This is a genomic window from Pseudomonas sp. W22_MBD1_FP4, assembly GCF_052113765.1.
In the GTDB taxonomy this organism is placed as follows: Bacteria; Pseudomonadota; Gammaproteobacteria; order Pseudomonadales; family Pseudomonadaceae; genus Aquipseudomonas; species Aquipseudomonas sivasensis.
In genome coordinates, this window is record NZ_JBGQOI010000003.1 from 310,106 (window position 1) to 331,064 (window position 20,959).

Genomic DNA, 20,959 nt, shown 5'->3' on the forward strand with positions numbered 1-20,959 from the left:
CCCTCCCACATGTTGATCTTCATTTGATTTTGGATCTGCATGGGGCAGGTCAGACGCGGAACGCCTGCACCGCCGTATTGAGCTGCCCACCCAGCACCAACAGGTGCTCGCCCTGGCTTCGGCCTTGGCCGATGCGCAGCAAATTATCCTCACCCAGCTGATGAATCCGCTCACTGTTATCGCGAATCTCGCTCACCGCACCACTCTGCTGCGCCGTCACATCGGCAATCCGCATAGCGGTGTCGGAAATGGTCTGGATTGCCCCGACGATTTCATCCAGCGCGCCGTCAGCCGCTTGAGCTTGCTGGGCGGTGGATTCGGCGTGTTCGACCTGGGCGCGCATGCCCTCCACTGACTGGTGGGCGGCGTTTTGCAGGCCGGTGATCAAACCCTGGATTTCGGCGGTGGCGCCGGCGGTGCGCTGGGCGAGGGTACGTACTTCGTCCGCGACCACAGCAAATCCACGTCCGGCCTCCCCGGCGCGGGCGGCTTCGATGGCGGCGTTGAGTGCCAGCAAGTTGGTCTGGTCGGCAATCGAGCGAATAACGGTGAGCACGCCGCCGATGGTGGCGGACTCTTCAGCAAGTTTCTCGATCATCTGCGCGTTTTGCTGCACTTCGCCGACCAGCGCATGCAAACCGGTCAGGCTCAGGCCGATCACCCGCTGGCCTTGTTCCACCGCCTGGCCCGCACTGCGGCTGGCGCTGGCGGCTTGGCTGGCATCGCCGGCGACCTGTTGGATGGTCGCTTCGAGTTCGCCCAGGGAGTCGCGGATTTGCGCCGTGTCGCCCGCCTGGCGTTCAGCGCCGTCATGCAGGCCGCTGCTCAGTTCGGCGAGGGCGCGGCTGCTGCCGGCCACTTCTTCGGCATTGCCGCGAATGGTGCCCACCAAGTCCACCAAGTAAGCGCGCAAACGGTTCAGAGAGGCTTCGATGTCGCGCAGTTCGCGGTTGGTCTTGCCCAGTGCGATCGGCTGGCTGAAGTTGCCTTCGGCCCAGGTGGATAGGGCGGGTGCCAGATTGGTCAGCACCCGTGCCAAGCGGCGTTGCAGGGTGTCGATCAACAGCGCGATCAGCAGGATCAGGCCGATCATCACCCCTTGCATCAGGCGTACTTCGCCTTGGATGAGCCCATGTTGTGCGCGCACGACAGGTTCAAGTCCGGCGATGGCCTGTTGCACGGCGTTGATCTTCTGGTGGGTGCTGGCGGCCAGGTCGGCGCGCTGCTGGATCTGTTCGCGGGTGCGCTTGAGTTCGGCGGGGTAGCGGGTCAGCAGGCTGTTGAGCTCGCGCTTGAGGTCGACGCCGGTGTCCTGGGCTTCGGTTTTTTCAGTGTTTTCCAGGCCCATCAAGGCGGAAAAATCATCGGTGTTGGACTCGCTGCTGGCTTTGACGCCAAGCAATGGCAGTTGCCCCAGTACGTCGGCTTGGGCGCGAATATTGGCGACTTCGCGCTCAACATCATCGGCCAACTCCGCGCGCCCGCTGCTCACCAGCTTGTCGCGGGCCAGGGACAACCTGCCCAGGTGCTGGGACGCGGTCAGCAGTGGCGGCAAGTAGCGTGCGGCTTCAGGGGAATTGACGCTGATGGCGTACTGGCTCAACTGGTCCAGATTGGCGCCCAATTCGCGCTCTGCTTGCAGCAGCAACGCTTGTGGGTCGCCGGCCAGCTTGCCGGCGGCCAGCAAGTCGGTCTTGCTGAACGCATCCAGGGCTACCAGGCTGGGGCGCAGGTTCTGCGCCAGATCAGCGGGCAATTCATCCAGATGTTGCAGCAGGTTTTCCAGGCTTTGGCTGGCGCTGCTCAGGCGCAGGGCGTCGCCGCTCGCCAGGTACTCGTCGATATTGCGTGCAGCTTGGTTTTGGAACGTCTGGGACAACCCCAGGTAGCGCTCCATCAGCAAATACGGCCGTTCAAGCGCCCGCTGCGACCACCACAGCGTCGCCCCAAGTGCCAGGCACACGGCCACCAGAAGAAGGGTATTGAGATTGGTCAGCAGCTTCAGGCGCATGCGTGGTTTCAACCGACAGCAAAAGGTAAGTGCCTGAAGTTATTGCGTTTTCATTACAGCGTTATGACGGAATCAGTGGATTCCGGTGAAAAGGTGGCACTTTGCTTTGATGCGCGCGCGGCTTGCACACGGTTGCGTCCGGCATGCTTGGCGCGATACAGCGCCTCGTCGGCCTGGGCGGCCATCATCAGGCTGTCGGAGCCGTCGCACAACTCAACCAGCCCGGCGCTGAAAGTGCACCACAAGTCCTGGGGTTGTGCCGGATAGTGGATTTCGGCAAAGCGCCCGCGGATTTCATCCAGCACCTTGCAGGCCGACTCCAGGTCGGTGTCGGGCATCACGATGGCGAATTCTTCACCGCCGTAGCGCCCGATGTAGTCGGTCTTGCGCAAACGCTGCTTGAGAAACAGCGCCAGGCTCTTGATTACGCGGTCGCCCATCGGGTGGCCGTGACTGTCATTCACGCGCTTGAAGTGGTCGATGTCGAGCATGGCAAAGCTCAGCGGCTTGTTCTCGCGGCGCGCGCGGAAGCTGCAGTCTTCGAGCAATTGCAGGATATGGGTGTGGTTGTACAGCCCGGTCAGGCTGTCGCGCACCATTCGCGCCTTGAGGTGGCGGGCGCGGGCGGCGCGGTTGCGCACGGTGGTGATCAGGTGGCGCGGTTTGATCGGCTTGGTGAGGAAGTCGTCACCGCCTTCGCTCATCGCATCCAATTGCTTGTCGAGGTCGTCTTCGGCCGACAAGTAAATGATCGGCACGCTCACATAGCGGTCGTTATGGCGGATCACCTTGGCCAGTTCGGTGCCGGTGCAGGCGGGCATGTACATGTCGAGGATGATCAGGTCGGGCTGGAAGTCCGCCAGTTCGGCCATGGCCTGGATCGGCTCAATCAAGGTGCGGGTGACGATCCCGGCGCTGTTGAGTAAGCGCTCGGTGTGCAGCGCCTGGGCGCGCGAGTCGTCGATGATCAGCACTTTATAGGGCTCGTACTGGGCGACGCAGGTCAGCACTTCGATTTTTTCCAGCAGGCTGGAGGCTTCCAGTGTGCCGGTCAAAAACTCCTGGCCACCGGCGCGCACGGCGGCCAGGCGGGTCGGGGTATCGGTTTCGTGCAGGCTGAAAAATAACAGCGGCAGCTTTTGCTCCAGGCCTTCCTGGGCTTCGGCAGCGAGCTTGAGGCCCAGGCCTGGGCCGCAGAAATCCACGTCCATCACGATTGCCGACGGCAGGCGCTCGGCCATGGACGCGCGAAACGCTGCCACGCTGTCCAGAGATTGGGCGCTCATGCCAAAAAATTCCAGCTGCTTAGCCAGGCGCTCAGCGCGGTCGTGATCGGCCAGCATCACGTAGATCGGCTTGCGCATCGGCGGCAGGAAGGTTTGTTCCAGCTGGTCGCCCTGGCGCAGGCCGGTGCGGGACAGGCGCTGCATCAAGCGATTGAGTTCGGTGATCAGTTGGCTGCTCAGGCGGCCACGATTTTCATCAACAGCTTTGAGTGATTCACCGATGTTGCGTGCCAACTGGCCGTGTTCGGGTTGCTCAAAACGCTCAGCGAAGCGCAGCAGGCGCAGGTTGGCCTCACTGAGTTCTGAGAGGTCGGCGCCTGACCATTCGCTGCGTTGCAGGCGCTGCCAGATCTCAAGAATTTGACGTGCCTGATGAATTACCCGCTGGGCAAAATGCTGCTTGAGACGCTCACGGCTGGGGTCTTCTGGCTCGGTCATATCCTGACTACTAGTAAGGGTGCATGCTGAGGTCGAACTGATGGCTCTATGCTAGCACCTCTTGTCAGCGGGATGAGTGTCATATGTCAATTAACTGCATGTCGGCGATATTCAGTTAATGACCTGACAGTCGCACAGCGTAAAACGCGTGCATCCTTTATAGTCGAATGCTTCCCGCGCGCCAGTTTGGTGAAAAGCCCCGCATGGGCGGGCACGATGGGGTAGGGTTGTGGTCGGAGTGTTTGAACGCACGCCGTCAATTCAAGTGCATGAACTCAAGTGATTGAAAGGATATCGCCATGCTGGACTGGAAAAACCGCGCAGGCAGTGCCAAAGGCCCCGCCCCTGAGCCAAAGTCGGCCAACCGCAGCTATTTTCGTACCCTGCTGATGAGTCGGGCGCTGCTTAGCGTGCTTGGCCTGTACCTGTTGGTCACAGGTGCCCTGGGTTGGTACTGGAGCGAAGAGCCGGCGCTGTTCCCGGTCCAGCAGAACGCGCAAATTGCTGCCGAGAAAGAAGGCAAGCAGATGGTGGTGGGCTATACCACCGTCGAAACCCTCAAGACCGTGGTCGGCACCTTGCTGAACAAGCCAGGTGGCTATATTTCCAACGACCGTTTCCCGCCGGGCCTGTGGATGGACAACATGCCGAGTTGGGAATACGGCGTGCTGGTGCAAGTGCGCGACCTGACCCGTGCCTTGCGTAAAGATTTCGCCCGTTCCCAGTCGCAGTCGGCTGAAGACGCCGACTTGGCGAAGGCCGAGCCGCGTTTCAACTTCGACAACAAGAGCTGGGTGCTGCCATCGAGCGAGTCGGAGTATCAGGAAGGCATCAACTCCCTGAACCGCTATGAAGCGCGCCTGTCCGACCCCAACCAACGCGGCGCACTGTTCTATTCGCGTGCCGACAACCTGAACAACTGGCTGGGTGATGTTGCTACCCGTCTGGGTTCGTTGTCCCAACGCCTGTCGGCCAGCGTGGGCCGGGTCAAATTGAACACCGCACTGAAAACCGAAGCCCTGGCACCGGGTGAAGTGCCGCAGGTCGACGAAGAAGTGGTGGAAACCCCATGGATGCAGATCGACAACGTGTTCTACGAAGCCCGTGGCCAGGCATGGGCACTGTCCCATCTGCTGCGCGCCATCGAAGTTGATTTCGCCGACGTACTGGCCAAGAAAAACGCCACGGTCAGCGTGCGCCAGATCATCCGTGAGCTGGAAGCCTCCCAAGAACCTGTCTGGAGCCCGATGATCCTCAACGGCAGCGGCTTCGGCGTACTGGCGAACCACTCGCTGGTGATGGCCAACTACATCTCGCGGGCCAACGCTGCGGTGATTGATCTGCGTCAGCTGCTTAACCAGGGTTGATGATGGACGCTTCTCAACAGGAGGCCGCGCACCGTGCGGCTTCCGATGCTGAACTGATTTGCTGGGTCGACGAGCAGGACAACCTGCTCGGCACCCTCGTCAGGTCCGACCTTCGCCAGCGCGGCCTGATTGGCCGCTGCACGTTTATCTTCCTGTTTAACTCTGCCGGCGAGCTGTGTGTGCACCGGCGTACCCTGAGCAAAGCCATGTACCCAGGATTTTGGGATACGGCGGCCGGCGGCATGGTGGCGGCCGGGGAAGAGTACGCCGACTCTGCAGCGCGTGAGCTGGAGGAAGAACTGGGTGTGGGCGGGGTGGAATTGGTCGAGCATGATCATTTCTACTTTGAGGACGGTAACAACCGGCTCTGGTGCAGATCCTATTCCGCCGTGTGGGATGGCCCCCTGCGGTTGCAGCCCGAAGAAGTCATGGAAGCGCGCTTTTTGCCCATCGAAATTGTCCTGCAGGAGGCCGAACAAAAGCCCTACTGCCCGGACGCACAAGAGGGCTTGCGCCGCTATCTGGCCTCGCGTCGCTAAAGTTGCATAAATTGGCGCCATTTGGCCCTTAGCAAGTCGGCCTTTTGCCGTTACACTGCGCGACTTTTCACCCGAGCCACCTTGGCGGTTCGGTAGCGCTGCCCCTGCCTGAGTGGGGCTTCGCGGTCGGTCGTGCTTGAGCGCGCCGATCAGTCTTCATCCTCCCAAGAGGATTGCCGGTGGCCAAAAAAGCCGCATCCTTCGCCGCCCTTGGTGGCCTGGTATTTTCCACCGATGCAGGTCGACACTGCCCGGACTGTCGTAAGCCCGTGGATTCGTGTACCTGCAAACAGACCCTGATCCCTGAAGGCGACGGTATTGCCCGCGTGAGACGCGAGAGCAAGGGCCGTGGCGGCAAGACGGTGACGACTATCACCGGCGTGCCCCTGGCTGAAGATGCGCTCAAGGAACTGGCTACCACGCTGAAAAAGCGTTGTGGCACCGGTGGCGCGTTGAAAGACGGCGTCATCGAGATCCAGGGCGATCACGTCGAACTGCTTTTGGCCGAGCTGATCAAGCTCGGTTACAAGGCCAAGAAGTCCGGCGGCTGACAGCCTCTTCCCAACCTGTGTCTAAACTCTGTCCTGCGAGTGGGGTCTACCTTCCTTACAGGCAAATCGTCATTTTCATTCTTTAGACTGCGCCAGCCTCCCTGAGAGGTGGCGCCTTCGCCTTCATTTATAGGGGACTTCGATGTCCGTACGACGCACACGCAAAGACGATGGCAGCCAATGGACAGTTGCGGACAGCCGCAGTGTTTACGGGATCCGCCATTGGGGGGCCGGGTATTTCGCGATCAATGACGCCGGTCGCGTTGAAGTCCGTCCGAACGGCCCGAACAGCACGCCTGTCGATCTCTTCGAGCAAGTCGACCAGTTGCGCAAAAGCGGCCTGTCGTTACCGTTGCTGGTGCGCTTCCCTGACATCCTGCAAGACCGTGTACGCCAGTTGACCGGCGCCTTCGACGCCAACATCGAGCGCCTGGAATACCAGAGCAAGTACACCGCGCTGTACCCGATCAAAGTGAACCAGCAGGAAGCGGTGATCGAGAACATCATCGCCACTCAGGACGTGTCTATCGGCCTTGAAGCCGGCTCCAAGCCTGAGCTGCTGGCCGTACTGGCCCTGGCGCCGAAGGGCGGCACCATCGTCTGCAACGGTTACAAAGACCGTGAGTTCATCCGCCTTGCGCTGATGGGCCAGAAGCTCGGTCACAACGTGTTTATCGTGATCGAGAAAGAATCCGAAGTCGGCCTGGTGATCGAAGAGGCTGCCAACCTCAAGGTCAAGCCACAGGTTGGCCTGCGTGTGCGGTTGTCGTCCCTGGCGTCGAGCAAATGGGCAGACACCGGTGGCGAGAAGTCCAAGTTCGGTTTGTCGGCGGCGCAGCTGTTGTCCGTGGTTGAGCGCTTCCGCGCGGCCGGGCTGGACCAGGGCATTCGCCTGCTGCACTTCCACATGGGTTCGCAGATCGCCAACCTGGCCGATTACCAGCACGGGTTCAAGGAAGCCATTCGTTACTACGGCGAACTGCGCAACCTCGGCCTGCCGGTGGACCACATCGACGTGGGCGGCGGCCTGGGCGTCGACTACGACGGTACCCACTCGCGTAACGCCAGCTCGATCAACTACGACATGGACGACTACGCCGGCGTGGTCGTGGGCATGCTCAAGGAGTTCTGCGACGCGCAGAGCCTGCCGCACCCGAATATCTTCTCCGAAAGCGGTCGTTCCCTGACTGCTCACCACGCCATGCTGGTGGTGCAGGTGACCGACGTCGAGAAACACAACGACGAAATCCCGGTCATCGAAAACAAGGAAAGCCTGCCGGAAACCGTGCAATGGCTGGTGGACCTGCTGGGTCCGACCGATATCGAGATGGTCACCGAAACCTACTGGCGCGCCACTCACTACATGAGCGACGTGGCCACCCAGTACGCCGACGGCAAGCTAACCCTGGCCGAGAAAGCCCTGGCCGAACAGTGCTACTTCGCGGTGTGCCGCCGTCTGCACAACTCGCTCAAAGCGCGCCAGCGCTCGCACCGCCAAGTGCTGGACGAACTCAACGACAAGCTGGCCGACAAGTACATCTGCAACTTCTCGGTATTCCAGAGCCTGCCGGACACCTGGGCCATCGGCCAGGTACTGCCGATCCTGCCGCTGCACCGTCTCGACGAAGAGCCGCTGCGCCGCGCCGTGCTGCAAGACCTGACCTGCGACTCCGACGGCAAGATCAAGCAGTACGTCGACGAGCAGAGCATCGAGACCAGCCTGCCGGTACACGCCCTGAACGAAGGTGAAGACTACCTGTTGGGTATCTTCCTGGTCGGCGCCTATCAGGAAATCCTGGGCGACATGCACAACCTGTTCGGTGACACCGATTCGGTGAACATCTACCAGCGTGAAGACGGTTCGGTGTACAGCGCCGGGATCGAGACACACGACACCATCGAAGACATGCTGCGCTATGTGCACTTGTCGCCGGAGGAGTTGATGACTCACTACCGTGACAAGTGTGCGAGCGCGAAGATCAGCGCGTCGGAGCGTACTCAGTTCCTGGACGCGTTGCGTTTGGGCCTGACGCGCTCTTCGTACCTTTCCTCGTAAGCACAGGCGACACAGATCCAGTGTGGGAAGGGGCTTGCCCCCTCCCATAGCTGGGCCTCGTTTGGCAGTACCTTCTTCGTGGGGGTCAATGATGTCGAGCAAATACCTGCAAGCGTTTACCCTGGCCTTCGCCGCCTTCCTGGCAGCCTGCTCCCCAATAAAAGTGCTCAACGCACTCACCCCCAACAGTACCTTCACCAAGACTTCAGCCATTGCCTACGGCGATGATCCCCGCCAGAAACTCGATATATACCGAGCCGTTCCTGCCGTGCCCAACGCTCCCGTGGTGGTGTTCTTTTACGGCGGCAGCTGGAACAGCGGATCCAAGGACGATTACAGGTTCGTCGGCGAAGCCCTGGCTTCAAGGGGCATCGTGGTGGTGATCGCCGATTACCGGCTGTACCCGCAAGTGCGTTACCCCGCCTTTCTTCAGGACGGCGCCAAAGCGGTGGCCTGGACATATAACCACGCCGCTGAATATGGCGCCGATCCCCAGCAGCTTTATGTGATGGGCCACAGCTCCGGCGCCTACAACGCCTCGATGCTGGCGCTGGATGGGCGTTGGCTAAAAGAAGTGGGCTTGGCGCCGTCGATCTTCAAAGGATGGATCGGCCTGGCCGGGCCTTATGACTTCCTGCCGATTGAAAACCAGGACGTGCGCCCGGTGTTCTTCTTCCCCGATTCACCGCCGGAGTCGCAGCCGATCAACCACGTCAGCCGTGACGCGCCGCCGACGCTGCTGATGGCCTCGACCGACGACAACTTGGTCAACCCGACGCGCAATACCGCAGGGCTGGCGAAAAAATTGCGCGAGGCGGGTGTGCCGGTCGAGGCGTTCTACTTCACCAGGACTAACCACGCGACGTTAGTGGCGTCTTTCGCCAAGCCGTTGCGCTGGCTGGCGCCAGTGTTGAACCAAGTGACAGCGTTTATCCAAGCCACTGATCCCGCTGGTTCAAGCGCCAGGCTATCGCCCACAAAGTGAGGCTGCGCAGGGCCATGAACAGCAGAAAGGTTATCCACAACCCATGATTGCCCAGGCCCTGCAACGCCCAGGCAAACGGCAGTGTCAGCAATACCGTCAGTAGCATCCCATTGCGCATTTCCCGCGCGCGGGTGGCGCCGATAAACAGGCCGTCCAGCAGGTAACTCCACACCGCAATCAGTGGCAGCAGCGCCAGGTAAGGCAGATAGATGTCAGCGGTGTCGCGCACGCTGGGGATATCGGTCTGCATGGCGATAAACAGGTGCCCGGCAAAGCTGAACAGCAGCGCAAACCCGACGCTGGCGATCAGCGACCAGCCACCGGCGACCACCAATGAGCGGTGCAGCGACTGGCGGTCGCGGGCGCCGATGGCGTGGCCACAGAGGGCTTCGACCGCGTGGGCCAGACCGTCCAGCGCATGCGCCGTCAGCAGCAGGCCGTTAAGCAGCAAGGCATTGGCAGCAACGGTGGCATCCCCCAGCCGCGCGCCTTGCACCGTGATCATGAAAAACACCGATTGCAGCGCCAGGCTGCGGATAAAGATGTCGCGGTTGACCGCCAGCAACGGGCGCCAGCTTTGCCACACTTTCAACGCGGCCCAAGCGATATGGCCTGGATAGGCGCGCAGGGCCTTTTGTGTGAGCGCCAGGCCGAGCAGGGCGCCGGTCCATTCGGCGATGACCGACGCTCTCGCCGACCCGACGACACCCCAATCCAAACCGAGTACGAACCACAGGTTGAGAGCGATATTCACCAGGTTAGTGGTCAGCAGAATTGCTAGCGGCGCACGGGCGTTCTGTGTGCCGAGGAACCAGCCGACCAGCGCATAAGTGGCCAGGGCTGCGGGCAGGCCGAACAGGCGCGTGTGGAAGAAGTCGCGGGTGAGCTGATTCAGCTCGGGGGAGGGCTGCATCCATTCCAGGGCGAGGTGGCTCAGGGGGATGCCCACGGTGCCCAGCAGCATCGCCAGCCCCAGTGCCAGCAACAGACCTTGCAGCAGGATTTGCCGCAGTGCCGCCCCGTCATTGCGCCCTGCAGCCTGCGCGGCAAAACCGGTGGAGCCCATGCGCAGAAAACCCATGGCCCACGCGAGAAAGGTATACAGGCTAGCCCCGACGGCCACGGCGCCCAGTTGATGGGCATGGGGCAGGTGGCCGATGACCATGCTGTCGACCAGGGCTACCAGCGGCACCGAGATGTTCGACAGAATCATTGGCGCGGCAAGGGCCCAGACGCGTCGATGGGTAGGGCGGTGGCGCCAGTCGGTGAGTAAGGTGGACATGCAGGCTCCTTGGGGGAGCGGCATTGTAACCGTCCAGTAGCTACGCAGCAGAACCAATGTGGGAGGGGGCTTGCCCCCGATAGCAATAGATCAGCCAGCCTATCTGTAGCTGACCCACTGCTGTCGGGAGCAAGCCCCCTCCCACAGTTTGATCTCCAGTGGGTGTGGGAACTGGCTTGGCTTGAGCCGATCGAGAACCAAACCACCCTCCGTCGGTCAATGTGACCAGCGCCACATCGGCTTCGCCGGCACTGATATATAGTTCACCCCTCGGTTCCCTCTGACTACGAGTGCCCCATGCTTAACAAAGGATTGTTCCTGGCCTGCGCGCTGGCCCTGCTGAGCGCCTGCGATTCCTCCGATAAACCGGCTACGCCGCCCGCGCCTACAGTGGCGGCAGCGCCGAAACCGGCCAAGGCGGCGGTGGATGTGCCAGCGCTCAAGCAGCGCTACGCCGGGCGTGAGTTGAGCGTGGTGGACGTGTCCGAGGTTCAGTTGGACGGGGCCAGCACCTTGTCGGTGAGTTTTTCCATTCCCTTGGACCCCGATCAGAAATTCGCCGACAAGCTCCATCTGGTGGACAGCAAGTCGGGCAAGGTCGATGGCGCCTGGGAGCTCTCGGATAACCTGATGGAGCTGCGCCTGCGCCACCTTGAGCCGCAACGCAAACTGGTGCTGACGGTCGACGCCGGTGTAAAGGCGGTCAACGACAACACGCTCGCCGCCGAGTACATCGCCCGCCTGGAAACCCGTGACCTACAAGCCACTGTCGGCTTTGCCAGCCGTGGCACCTTGCTGCCGACGCGCCTCGCTGAGGGCCTGCCGGTGATCGCGCTGAACGTCGACAAAATCGACGTTGAATTCTTCCGCATCAAGCCTGAATCCCTACCGTCATTCCTGGCGCAGTGGGGGCGCAACACCAGCCTGCAAAGTTATGAATCCCGCGAACTGCTGCCGCTGGCGGATCTGGTCTACGGCGGCCGTTTCGACCTCAACCCGGCGCGCAACACCCGAGAAACCCTGTTGCTGCCGATCGCCGGCCTTAAGCAATTGCAACAACCGGGCGTGTACCTGGCGGTAATGCGCGCGTCGGGCACCTACAACTATTCGCAACCGGCGACGCTGTTCACCCTGAGTGATATCGGGCTGTCGGTGCACCGCTATGCCAATCGCCTGGATGTGTTTACCCAGGCGCTGGAAGGCGGCAAGGCGCTCGATGGCGTGGACCTGGAAGTGCTCGATGCCGATGGCCGCGTGTTGGGCCAGGGCAAGACCGAGAAGGGCGGCCACGCTGAGTTGCCGTTGCCGAAAAAGGCCCAGGTCTTGCTCGCCAAGCAGGGCGAACAGACCAGCCTGTTGCGCCTCGACAGCGCCGCGCTGGACCTTGCCGAGTTCGACATCGGCGGCCAACCCTCGCACCCGTTGCAGTTTTTTGTGTTCGGCCCACGCGACCTGTATCGCCCCGGCGAAACCGTGCTGCTCAACGCCCTGCTGCGCGACAAGGACGGCAACGCCGTCAAGCCGCAACCGGTGAGCGTCGAGGTACGTCGCCCGGATGAACAGGTCAGCCGCAAATTCGTGTGGGATGCTGACGCATCCGGCCTGTATCAGTATCAACTGCAACTGGCCGGCGAAGCACCGACCGGGCGCTGGCAGTTGGTGTTCGACCTGGGTGACGGTAAACCGCAGCTGTATGAATTCCTCGTCGAAGACTTCCTGCCCGAGCGCCTGGCGTTGGAACTCAAGGGCAGCGACACGGCGCTGAGCCCGGCGGATAACCCGGTCATCCAGGTTAACGGTCGTTACCTGTACGGCGCGCCTGCGTCGGGTAATCGGGTCAGCGGGCAAGTGTATGTGCGGCCGCTGCGCGAAGCGGTCAAGTCGCTCCCTGGTTATCAGTTCGGCTCGGTCACCGAAGAAGAACTGAGCCAGGATTTCGAACTCGACGAAAGCGTCCTCGACGCCAAGGGCCAGGAAAAACTGACCCTCGAAAGCAAATGGGCCGAAGCTAAATCCCCCTTGCAACTGATCGTGCAGGCCAGCCTGCAAGAGTCGGGCGGTCGGCCGATCACCCGTCGCTTGGTGCAACCGATCTGGCCGGCCGAGCAACTGCCGGGCCTGCGCGGGCTGTTTGACGGCACCGAAACCAATGGTGATGGCCCGGCGGAATTCGAAGTGCTGCTGGCCAATCAGGACGGGCAGAAACTCGCTGCGCAAAACCTCAAGGTGCGCCTGGTGCGCGAGCGCCGCGACTATTACTGGAACTACTCCGACAATGACGGCTGGAGTTACCACTACAACGAGAAATTCCTCAACCTCGACGAACAGACCCTGAATATCAAAGCTGGCGACACCGCCAAGGTCAGCTTCCAAGTGGAGTGGGGGCCGTACCGCGTCGAAGTCGAAGACCCGCAGACCGGGCTGATCAGCAGTCTGCGTTTCTGGGCCGGTTATCAGGCCCAGGACAACACCGAAGGCGGCGCCGTACGGCCCGATCAGGTCAAGCTGGCGCTGGATAAACCGGCCTATGGCGACGGCGACACCGCCAACGTCACCGTGACGCCGCCCGCTGCCGGTAAAGGCTACCTGCTGGTGGAATCCGCCGAAGGACCGCTGTGGTGGCAGGAAATCGACGTACCGGCCGAGGGCAAAAGCTTCGCCGTGAAGCTCGACCCGAAATGGTCGCGCCACGACCTGTACGTGAGCGCCCTGGTGATTCGCCCCGGCGAGCGCAAAGCCAACATCACCCCCAAACGCGCAGTGGGCCTGCTGCATCTGCCGCTCGATCGCACCCAGCGCAAGCTTGGCGTGACCCTCAGCGCGCCGGAAAAAATGCGCCCCAAACAACCGCTGACGGTGAAGATCGCCGCCAAAAACGCCGACGGCAGCGTGCCGAAACAGGTGCATGTGCTGGTGGCCGCCGTGGACGTCGGCATCCTCAATATCACCGAGTATCCGACGCCCGATCCGTACTCCAGCCTCTTCGGCCGCAAGGCCTATGGCGTGGATCAATTCGACATCTACGGCCAGTTGATCGAAGCCGGGCAGGGCCGTTTGGCCAGCCTGGCCTTTGGTGGTGACGCCGCGCTGGCCAAGGGCGGCAAGCGCCCGGACACCAGCGTGACCATCGTCGCCCTGCAAAGCGCGCCGGTGACGTTGAACGACAAAGGCGAGGGTGAAGTCAGCGTCAATATCCCCGACTTCAACGGCGAATTGCGCCTGATGGCCCAAGCCTGGAGCGATGACCGTTACGGCATGGCCGAAGCCAAGACCGTGATTGCCGCACCGCTGATTGCTGAACTGTCAGCGCCGCGCTTTCTGGCCGGCGGTGACCAGACCACCTTGGCCCTGGACCTGTCGAACCTGTCGGGCAAGGCGCAGAAACTCGATGTGCAATTGAGTGCCGAGGGGCAGTTGGAATTGGTCAACACTGCCGCGCAGACCGTTGAGCTCAAGCAAGGCCAGCGCACCACCCTGCGCATCCCGGTGAAAGCCTGGGGCGGGTTGGGCAAAGGCAAGGTGAAAGTGACAGTCAACGGGCTGGATCTGCCGGGTGAAAACCTGCCGCCGTTCAGCCGTGAGTGGACCTTGGGCGTGCGCCCGGCCTATCCCGCGTTGCTCAAGCATTACCGCGCAGTGCTTAAAAGCGAACCCTGGAGTTTGCCAGCCGGCACCCTGGATCAGTTCGACACCTCCGGGCGCGAGGCGCTCTTGAGCCTGTCGAGCCTGCCGCCGCTGAACCTCGGCGCACAGATCTCGGCGCTCAAGGCTTACCCCTATGGTTGCCTGGAGCAAACCGCCAGCGGCCTGTACCCGTCGCTGTACGCTGACGATGCCTTGCTCAAGCGTCTGAGCATCAAGGGCGAGCCGGATGCCGAGCGCAAGCGCAAGATCGAGCTGGGCATTGAACGCCTGCTGGGCATGCAGCGCTACAACGGCAGTTTTGGTTTGTGGGGCGCTGACGGTGAAGAGGAATATTGGCTGACGGCCTACGTCACCGACTTCCTGCTGCGCGCCCGCGACCAGGGTTTTGCCGTGCCGCCTGAAGCCTTGAAAAAGGCCAGCGAGCGCCTGCTGCGGTACGTGCAGGAGCGCAACCTGATCGAAGTCGACTACAGCGACAACGCCGAACACACACGCTTCGCCGTGCAGGCTTACGCCGGCATGGTGCTGGCGCGCAGTCAGCAGGCGCCACTGGGGGCGCTGCGCAGCATTTTCGAACGGCGCAGCGATGCGCGTTCCGGGTTGCCGCTGGTGCAGTTGGCCATTGCCTTGCAGAAGATGGGCGACCAGCCACGCGCGGACCAGGCCTTGCAGGCTGGCTTGGCAGCCCAACGTAGCGCCAAGGAATGGCTGGCCGACTACGGCAGCCCGCTGCGGGACCAAGCGATGATCCTGGCGTTGCTGGAAGAAAATGACTTGGCCAAGGGCAAGCGTGAGGAGCGTCTGTTCACGTTGTCGGATCAACTGGCTGCCAGCCCGTACCTGTCGACCCAGGAGCGCAATTCACTGTTTCTGGCGGGGCGGCTTGGGTTTGCCAAGCCTGAGGCGAACTGGCAAGTGTCCCTCACCGGCAGCGGCGGTGTGCACGAGTTGAACAACCAGCAGTCGACGTTGGCGCTGGAAGGCAACCTGCTGTCCAGCGACCTGAGCCTGAGCAATCAGGGCGAAACACCGGTGTACCAGCAACTGACGATCTCGGGTTACCCGCAAGTGCCCCCGGCACCGGGTGGCGACAACCTGAGCATCCGCCGCGAATACCTGGGCATGAACGGCCAGCCGCTGAACCTGCGCAACCTCAATAGCGGCGACCTGGTGCTGGTGCACTTGGCGGTCAGCGCCAAGCAGCGTGTACCGGATGCCTTGGTGGTCGACCTGCTGCCCGCGGGCCTGGAGCTGGAAAACCAGAACCTGGCCCAGAGTGCCGCCAGCCTGGAAAACGCCAGCAGTCAAGTGAAGGAATGGCGCGAGTCGATGCAGAATGCGGCGCTCAAGCATCAGGAGTTCCGCGATGATCGCTACGTGGCGGCGATCAACCTGGACGGCGATGGCACCACGCACCTGCTGTACCTGGCACGTGCGGTGACTCCGGGCACCTATCGCGTGCCGCCGCCGCAAGTGGAGTCCATGTATCGACCGAACTGGCAGGCGGTGGGAGAGACCCCGGCGGACTTGGTCATTAAGGGTCGTTGAAGAAGCAATGTGGGAGGGGGCTTGCTCCCGAGAGCGGTGGGTCAGTTGCCAGATGCATTGACTGAAACACTGCTATCGGGAGCAAGCCCCCTCCCACAGGCGATTGCTGACCGTCCTGGCTTAGTGCACGACCCAACTAAGCAGCCAAAGGCCCAGCAGCAGCCAGATAATCCCCATGATGATCGACGCCCGCATAAACGCGCGTACTGCCGAGTACAGCAGCATCAGGCCGACGATCAGCGTGATGATGCTGATAATCGACGTATCCATGCCCAAGGTTCGGGACAGGCCTTCGACAAAGTTGCCCCCGGCATGAGTCAGGGCCCCGAATAATCCGCTGAGGCCGTCGACGATAAAACGGATGATGGAACCGAGCGCCTGGCCCAACCATTCGAAAAAGCTTTCTACCTGCATGTGCATGTCCTGATAAGAGGTGGGCGTGTCTGTGCCTTTGGTTGTTAATGCAACAGGCTAGTTCCCTACCAGCATAGAGGTTTGCCCGTTTGAATTTGCGTTTAGTTGCCCGCTGGACCCTGGCGACCCTTCTGTTGGTGATTGCCCTGCTGTGGCTGGCCGACCGCATCTGGCCGCTGCCCCTGCCCAAGGACGACTTGGCGCGGGTGGTGCTGGCCGAGGATGGCACACCCTTGTGGCGGTTTGCCGATGCCAATGGGGTGTGGCGCTATCCCGTGCAAACCGGTGAAGTCTCGCCGTATTACCTGGATGCCTTGCTCACCTACGAAGACCGCTGGTTCTACCAACACCCAGGCGTAAACCCGTTGGCGTTGGTGCGCGCGACGTGGCAGAACCTGACCGGCGCGCGGGTAGTGTCGGGCGGCAGCACCTTGTCGATGCAGGTCGCCCGTTTGCTCGACCCGCATTCGCGCACGTTCCATGGCAAGTTGCGTCAGCTGTGGCGCACGGCGCAGTTGGAGTGGCACCTGTCCAAGGAAGAGATCCTCAACCTCTACCTGAACCGCGCGCCGTTTGGCGGCACGTTGCAGGGCGTGGCGGCGGCCAGTTGGGCATACCTGGGCAAATCCCCTGCGCAATTGACCCATGCCGAAGCGGCCTTGCTCGCGGTACTGCCACAGGCGCCGAGCCGCCTGCGTCCAGATCGGCATCCGCAGCGCGCCCAGGAGGCTCGGGACAAGGTCTTGCGCCGCCTCGCCGAGTTCCAGGTATGGCCGCAATCGGCGGTCGACGAAGCCCTTGAAGAACCGCTGCTACTTGCCCCGCGTCTGGAACCGAGCCTGGCGCCCTTGCTCGCTCGCCGCCTGAACCGCCCCGACAGCCCGCCGCTGATCCGCACGACCGTTGACGCCACCCTGCAACGCCGCCTCGAAGATCTGTTGCTGGGCTGGCGCGCGCGGCTGCCGGAGCACACTTCGGCGGCGATCCTGGTGGTGGAAGAGGAAACCATGGCGGTGCGGGCGTACCTGGGCTCGGTGGATATCAACGACGCCAAGCGCTTTGGCCATGTGGACATGATCAGCGCGCTGCGCTCGCCGGGCTCGACGTTGAAACCCTTTCTGTATGGCATGGCCCTGGATGATGGGTTGATTCACTCCGAATCGCTGTTGCAGGACGTGCCCCGGCGGTATGGCGATTATCGGCCGGGCAACTTCTCCATGGGGTTTACCGGCGCGGTGCCGGCGAGTACTGCGTTGTCCAGCTCCCTTAACCTGCCAGCGGTGCAGTTGCTGGAAGCGTACGGGCCCAAGCGGTTTGCCGCCGAGATGCGCATTGGCGGTGTGCCCTTGGCATTGCCCGCGCTGGCCGAGCCGAACCTGGCGCTGATCCTGGGCGGCGCGGGCAGCCGTCTGGAAGATCTGGTGGGCGGTTACAGCGCCTTCGCCCGGGACGGCAAGAGCGCCTCTATCCGACTGCAGCCGGACGACGCGCTGAGAGAGCGGCCAATGCTGTCGCCGGGCTCTGCCTGGATTGTGCGGCGCATCCTCAGTGGGCAAGCGCGGCCGGATCGCGACCCGCGTGCCGAGTTGGTGCAGCGCCCGGTGCTCGCCTGGAAAACCGGCACCAGCTATGGCTTTCGCGATGCCTGGGCGATTGGCGTGGGGCCGCGCTACCTGATTGGCGTGTGGATCGGCCGGCCGGACGGCACGCCCGTGCCGGGCCAGTTCGGCTTGGCGTCAGCGGCGCCACTGATGTTGCAGGTGCACGACGTGTTGACCAATCGCGACAGCCAGCGCGGCATCAGCGCGCCAGTCAAACCGGTGCCGGCCAACGTCGGCGTGGCGGCGATCTGTTGGCCGCTGGGCCAGCCCATGAGCCGCAGCGATCCCAATTGCCGCCGCCAACGCTTCGCCTGGACCCTGGACAACACCACGCCGCCGACCTTGCAGGCGTTGGATCAACCGCTGAGTGTGGGGTTGATGGAAAGTGTCTGGGTCAATGCCAAGGGCTTGCGGGTCGATGCTCATTGCCCCGGCGCAGTCGCCAAGCCTATCGCCCTGTGGCCAGCACCGCTGGAACCTTGGCTGCCAAGGGCCGAACGCCGTGAAGCACGCATCCCAGCCGCCGACGCGGATTGCCCGCCGCCGGCGCTGGCCGCGTCTTCACCGTTGTCCATCGTCGGCGTGCGTGAAGGCGACCAATTGCGCCTGCCCGCCGCCAGCCAACAAGCCCTGCGTCTTAAAATCTCCGCCTTGGGCGGCAGTGGTCGACGGTGGTGGTTCCTTAATGGCGCGCCGTTGGGCGACAGCGCCAATCAGGACTTTATCAATGCCAGTTTCGAGCGACTGGGCCGCTATCAATTAAGCGTGCTCGATGAGGCGGGGCAGACGGCCAGGATTGAGTTCAGCGTGGTGGATTAACTTGCCTTCTCTGAATTTCCGCCGGAAGCTACACACCTTCAGGAGCCCCTCCCATGAACCTCGAACACCTCACCGAACGTCTGCACCGCATCCGCGATACCAACGACTGGAAGCAGTTCCACAGCCCCAAAAACCTGGCCATGGCTGCCAGTGTGGAAATGGCCGAGCTGGTGGAAATCTTCCAATGGCTGACCGAAGACCAATCTCGCCAGTTACCCGCTGACAAACTCGCCCACGCCGGCCAGGAAGTCGGCGATATCGTGCTGTACCTGCTGCTGTTGTGCAGTGAGCTGGGCCTGGACATGAATGAGGTGGTGCGCGCCAAACTGGCCGACAGCGAACGGCGGTTTGCCCATGAGTGATCGTCATTTCGACCAGTTGGCTACACGCTTTGCCGAGAAAATCTACGGCGGTGCCAAAGGCGCAATCCGCCTGGCGGTGCTTCAGGCCGACCTGGCCGAAGCCCTGCCGGAACGCCCGTTGCGCGTGCTGGATATCGGCGCAGGCCTGGGGCATATGTCGCTGTGGTTGGCCGAGCGCGGCCACCTGGTGACCCTGGCTGAACCCGCCGAGCCGATGCTTGAGGGGGCGCGCCAGCGCTTCGCCGAGGCCGGGCAAACGGCGACCTTTATCCAGGCGCCCTGGCAAGACCTGCTTGGCCAGCTCACCGAACCTTACGATCTGGTGCTGTGTCACGCGGTGCTGGAATGGCTGGCCGAACCCCATGCGATCCTGCCGGTGCTGCACCAGTTGACCGTGCCCGGTGGCTGGCTGTCCCTGGCGTTTTACAACCGTGATGCGCTGATTTATCGCAACCTGCTCAAAGGCCACTTCCGCAAAATGCGCAAGAACGACATGGCCGGCGAAAAGCAGAGCCTGACCCCGCAACAGCCCCTCGACCCCCGCGAATTAGCGGCGCAACTCGACGGGCTTTGGCAGGTCGAAAGCCAAAGTGGCGTGCGGGTTTTTCACGACTATATGCCGGTGGAATTCCAGGCCCGCGCGGATTTACAGGACCTTGTAGAGATGGAACTCGCTCACCGTCGTCACCCAAGCTTTGCCGGACTTGGGCGTTATTTGCACTGGATCTGCCGTCCGGTTTAAGCGGCCCAGCCTGCGGAGGTCGAAATGCGTCGTCTCTGTTTGATTTTGTTATCCCTTGGGCTGGGCGCGTGCTCCAGCCCTAACCCTTATGTGGCGGCTTCTGCGCCCATGCCACCGGCGCCGGCCCAGGCAGCCACTACATTCGATGCCAGTGCGTACCCTGCGCCGGTACGCGACTACGGGGCCTACCGTAATTGGGCCTGGCGCAACGGCCAACTGCCGGCGGGCTCTGCATGGGCCGATTCGGCGCAGATTGCCGAAGCCGTCAGCGGCGCCCTCGACCAGCGTGGCCTGCGCCCTTTGCACGACAACCGGGCGCCCGACCTGCTGGTCAGCGCGGATGTGCGCCTTGAGAAGCGTCTCAAGCAAGTCCAGGACGATTATGGCTACGGTTACGGCGGCTATAACCGCTACGGCAATGGCTATGGCATGTACAACTCGGCGCCGATCGTGCGCACCTACGAGGTGACGGTTGCGGTGGTGCGGGTCAACCTGTTTGATGCCCGCAGCGGTCAGCCCGTGTGGAGCACCAGTGCCGAAACTGCCAGCCAGGGCAGCCTCAGCGAACGTGCTGACGCTTTGCGCCAGGCCGTGCAAAAGGCCATGACCGCTTACCCGCCCAGTTAACCGCTATTCTCATTTCAAGCGCAGTTCGCTCTTTGGAGAAAACCATGTTTCGTCGCATCGCTATGCTCGCTTTTGTCGTGCTGCTGGGCGGTTGCCAGACCAACCAGGTCAACCACGATTTTGACGCCAGCCGAGACTTCGGCGCCTACCGCAACTGGGCCTGGAAAGATCCGGCCCTGCAATACCGCCCAGATGATCCACGGATCAAGAGTGACCTCACCGAACAACGCATCCGCCAGGCGGTAGGCGAGCAACTCGACCAACGGGGCCTGCGCCCAGCCGCAGCGGGCACCAAGGCTGACCTGATCGTTCAGGCCTACCTGATCGTCGAAGACCGCCAGCAACAAGTCACCACCAATTACGGCGGCGGCTGGGGTGGCCCGTGGAACGGCTACTGGGGTGGGCCGATGTACAACGAAACGCGCAACATCACCTACAAAGTGGCGACCATCCAGATCGACCTGCTCGATGGCAAGGACGGCAAACTGGTATGGCGCGGCAGTGATGAACATATGATGGGCAGCACGCCCAACCCACAGGACCGCAACAACGCGATCCGCACGACGGTGACGCACATCCTCTCCAGCTATCCGCCGCACTGACTTCAGCCGCCGCGATTTGTGGCGCTTGGCCAGCGCACATTCCAAGCCTTGTCTACACTCCACAGCACCTACGGAGAGTAAGCG

The 20,959-nt window shown here is 62.2% G+C and carries 15 protein-coding genes; 11 read left to right on the forward strand and 4 right to left on the reverse strand.

Features of this window, described 5'->3' with window-relative positions; translation table 11 throughout:
- Positions 1 to 49: 49 nt before the first annotated feature.
- A complete protein-coding gene (locus tag ACEN2T_RS06485; protein WP_442116471.1) occupies positions 50 to 2,011 on the reverse strand; it encodes a methyl-accepting chemotaxis protein in 1,962 nt (653 codons plus the stop codon).
- A gap of 53 nt (positions 2,012 to 2,064) precedes the next feature.
- Positions 2,065 to 3,735 (reverse strand): response regulator, encoded by a 1,671-nt coding sequence (locus tag ACEN2T_RS06490; RefSeq protein WP_032887154.1) that lies wholly within the window; start codon positions 3,733 to 3,735, stop codon positions 2,065 to 2,067.
- Positions 3,736 to 4,034: 299 nt separating this feature from the next.
- Between ACEN2T_RS06490 and ACEN2T_RS06495 the strand changes: the two genes are divergently transcribed.
- The 5 genes from ACEN2T_RS06495 (at position 4,035) to ACEN2T_RS06515 (ending at position 9,233) form a co-directional block, all read left to right on the forward strand.
- The gene (locus tag ACEN2T_RS06495) at positions 4,035 to 5,102 is read left to right on the forward strand and encodes a DUF2333 family protein (RefSeq protein ID WP_032887153.1); all 1,068 of its coding nucleotides are present in this window, start codon (positions 4,035 to 4,037) and stop codon (positions 5,100 to 5,102) included.
- Positions 5,103 to 5,104: 2 nt separating this feature from the next.
- Positions 5,105 to 5,641, forward strand: a complete 537-nt coding sequence (locus ACEN2T_RS06500; RefSeq protein ID WP_032887152.1) for an NUDIX hydrolase — start codon at positions 5,105 to 5,107, stop codon at positions 5,639 to 5,641.
- A gap of 179 nt (positions 5,642 to 5,820) precedes the next feature.
- Positions 5,821 to 6,192 (forward strand): translation initiation factor Sui1, encoded by a 372-nt coding sequence (locus ACEN2T_RS06505; RefSeq protein WP_442116472.1) that lies wholly within the window; start codon positions 5,821 to 5,823, stop codon positions 6,190 to 6,192.
- A 142-nt stretch (positions 6,193 to 6,334) separates the two neighbouring features.
- Positions 6,335 to 8,248, forward strand: a complete 1,914-nt coding sequence (gene speA, locus ACEN2T_RS06510) for an arginine decarboxylase (RefSeq protein ID WP_032887150.1) — start codon at positions 6,335 to 6,337, stop codon at positions 8,246 to 8,248.
- A 91-nt stretch (positions 8,249 to 8,339) separates the two neighbouring features.
- Positions 8,340 to 9,233: an alpha/beta hydrolase gene (locus ACEN2T_RS06515; protein WP_122682056.1), complete on the forward strand. Its 894-nt coding sequence runs from the start codon at positions 8,340 to 8,342 to the stop codon at positions 9,231 to 9,233.
- Here the strand turns inward: ACEN2T_RS06515 and ACEN2T_RS06520 are convergent.
- Positions 9,178 to 10,515: an MATE family efflux transporter gene (locus tag ACEN2T_RS06520; RefSeq protein WP_099602178.1), complete on the reverse strand. Its 1,338-nt coding sequence runs from the start codon at positions 10,513 to 10,515 to the stop codon at positions 9,178 to 9,180. The genes ACEN2T_RS06515 and ACEN2T_RS06520 overlap by 56 nt on opposite strands.
- Positions 10,516 to 10,812: 297 nt before the next feature.
- Between ACEN2T_RS06520 and ACEN2T_RS06525 the strand changes: the two genes are divergently transcribed.
- Positions 10,813 to 15,708: an alpha-2-macroglobulin gene (locus tag ACEN2T_RS06525; protein ID WP_442116473.1), complete on the forward strand. Its 4,896-nt coding sequence runs from the start codon at positions 10,813 to 10,815 to the stop codon at positions 15,706 to 15,708.
- 120 nt (positions 15,709 to 15,828) lie between these two features.
- Here the strand turns inward: ACEN2T_RS06525 and ACEN2T_RS06530 are convergent, their stop codons facing one another.
- Positions 15,829 to 16,122: a hypothetical protein gene (locus ACEN2T_RS06530; protein ID WP_032887145.1), complete on the reverse strand. Its 294-nt coding sequence runs from the start codon at positions 16,120 to 16,122 to the stop codon at positions 15,829 to 15,831.
- A gap of 89 nt (positions 16,123 to 16,211) precedes the next feature.
- Here ACEN2T_RS06530 and pbpC point away from each other — a divergent pair, with 89 nt between their 5' ends.
- From pbpC to ACEN2T_RS06555, 5 genes are read left to right on the forward strand one after another with little or no spacing between them, the layout of a single operon-like run.
- The gene (gene pbpC, locus ACEN2T_RS06535) at positions 16,212 to 18,542 is read left to right on the forward strand and encodes a peptidoglycan glycosyltransferase PbpC (protein WP_050442835.1); all 2,331 of its coding nucleotides are present in this window, start codon (positions 16,212 to 16,214) and stop codon (positions 18,540 to 18,542) included.
- Positions 18,543 to 18,595: 53 nt separating this feature from the next.
- Positions 18,596 to 18,904 carry a MazG-like family protein gene (locus ACEN2T_RS06540; protein WP_003188211.1) on the forward strand — a complete coding sequence of 103 codons (309 nt, stop codon included), beginning with the start codon at positions 18,596 to 18,598 and terminating at the stop codon, positions 18,902 to 18,904.
- Positions 18,897 to 19,646 carry a methyltransferase domain-containing protein gene (locus ACEN2T_RS06545; RefSeq protein WP_032887143.1) on the forward strand — a complete coding sequence of 250 codons (750 nt, stop codon included), beginning with the start codon at positions 18,897 to 18,899 and terminating at the stop codon, positions 19,644 to 19,646. The genes ACEN2T_RS06540 and ACEN2T_RS06545 overlap by 8 nt, the downstream gene beginning before the upstream one ends.
- A 24-nt stretch (positions 19,647 to 19,670) precedes the next feature.
- Positions 19,671 to 20,273, forward strand: a complete 603-nt coding sequence (locus ACEN2T_RS06550; RefSeq protein WP_032887142.1) for a DUF4136 domain-containing protein — start codon at positions 19,671 to 19,673, stop codon at positions 20,271 to 20,273.
- 44 nt (positions 20,274 to 20,317) lie between these two features.
- Positions 20,318 to 20,875 (forward strand): DUF4136 domain-containing protein, encoded by a 558-nt coding sequence (locus ACEN2T_RS06555; RefSeq protein ID WP_181644404.1) that lies wholly within the window; start codon positions 20,318 to 20,320, stop codon positions 20,873 to 20,875.
- Positions 20,876 to 20,959 lie beyond the last annotated feature (84 nt).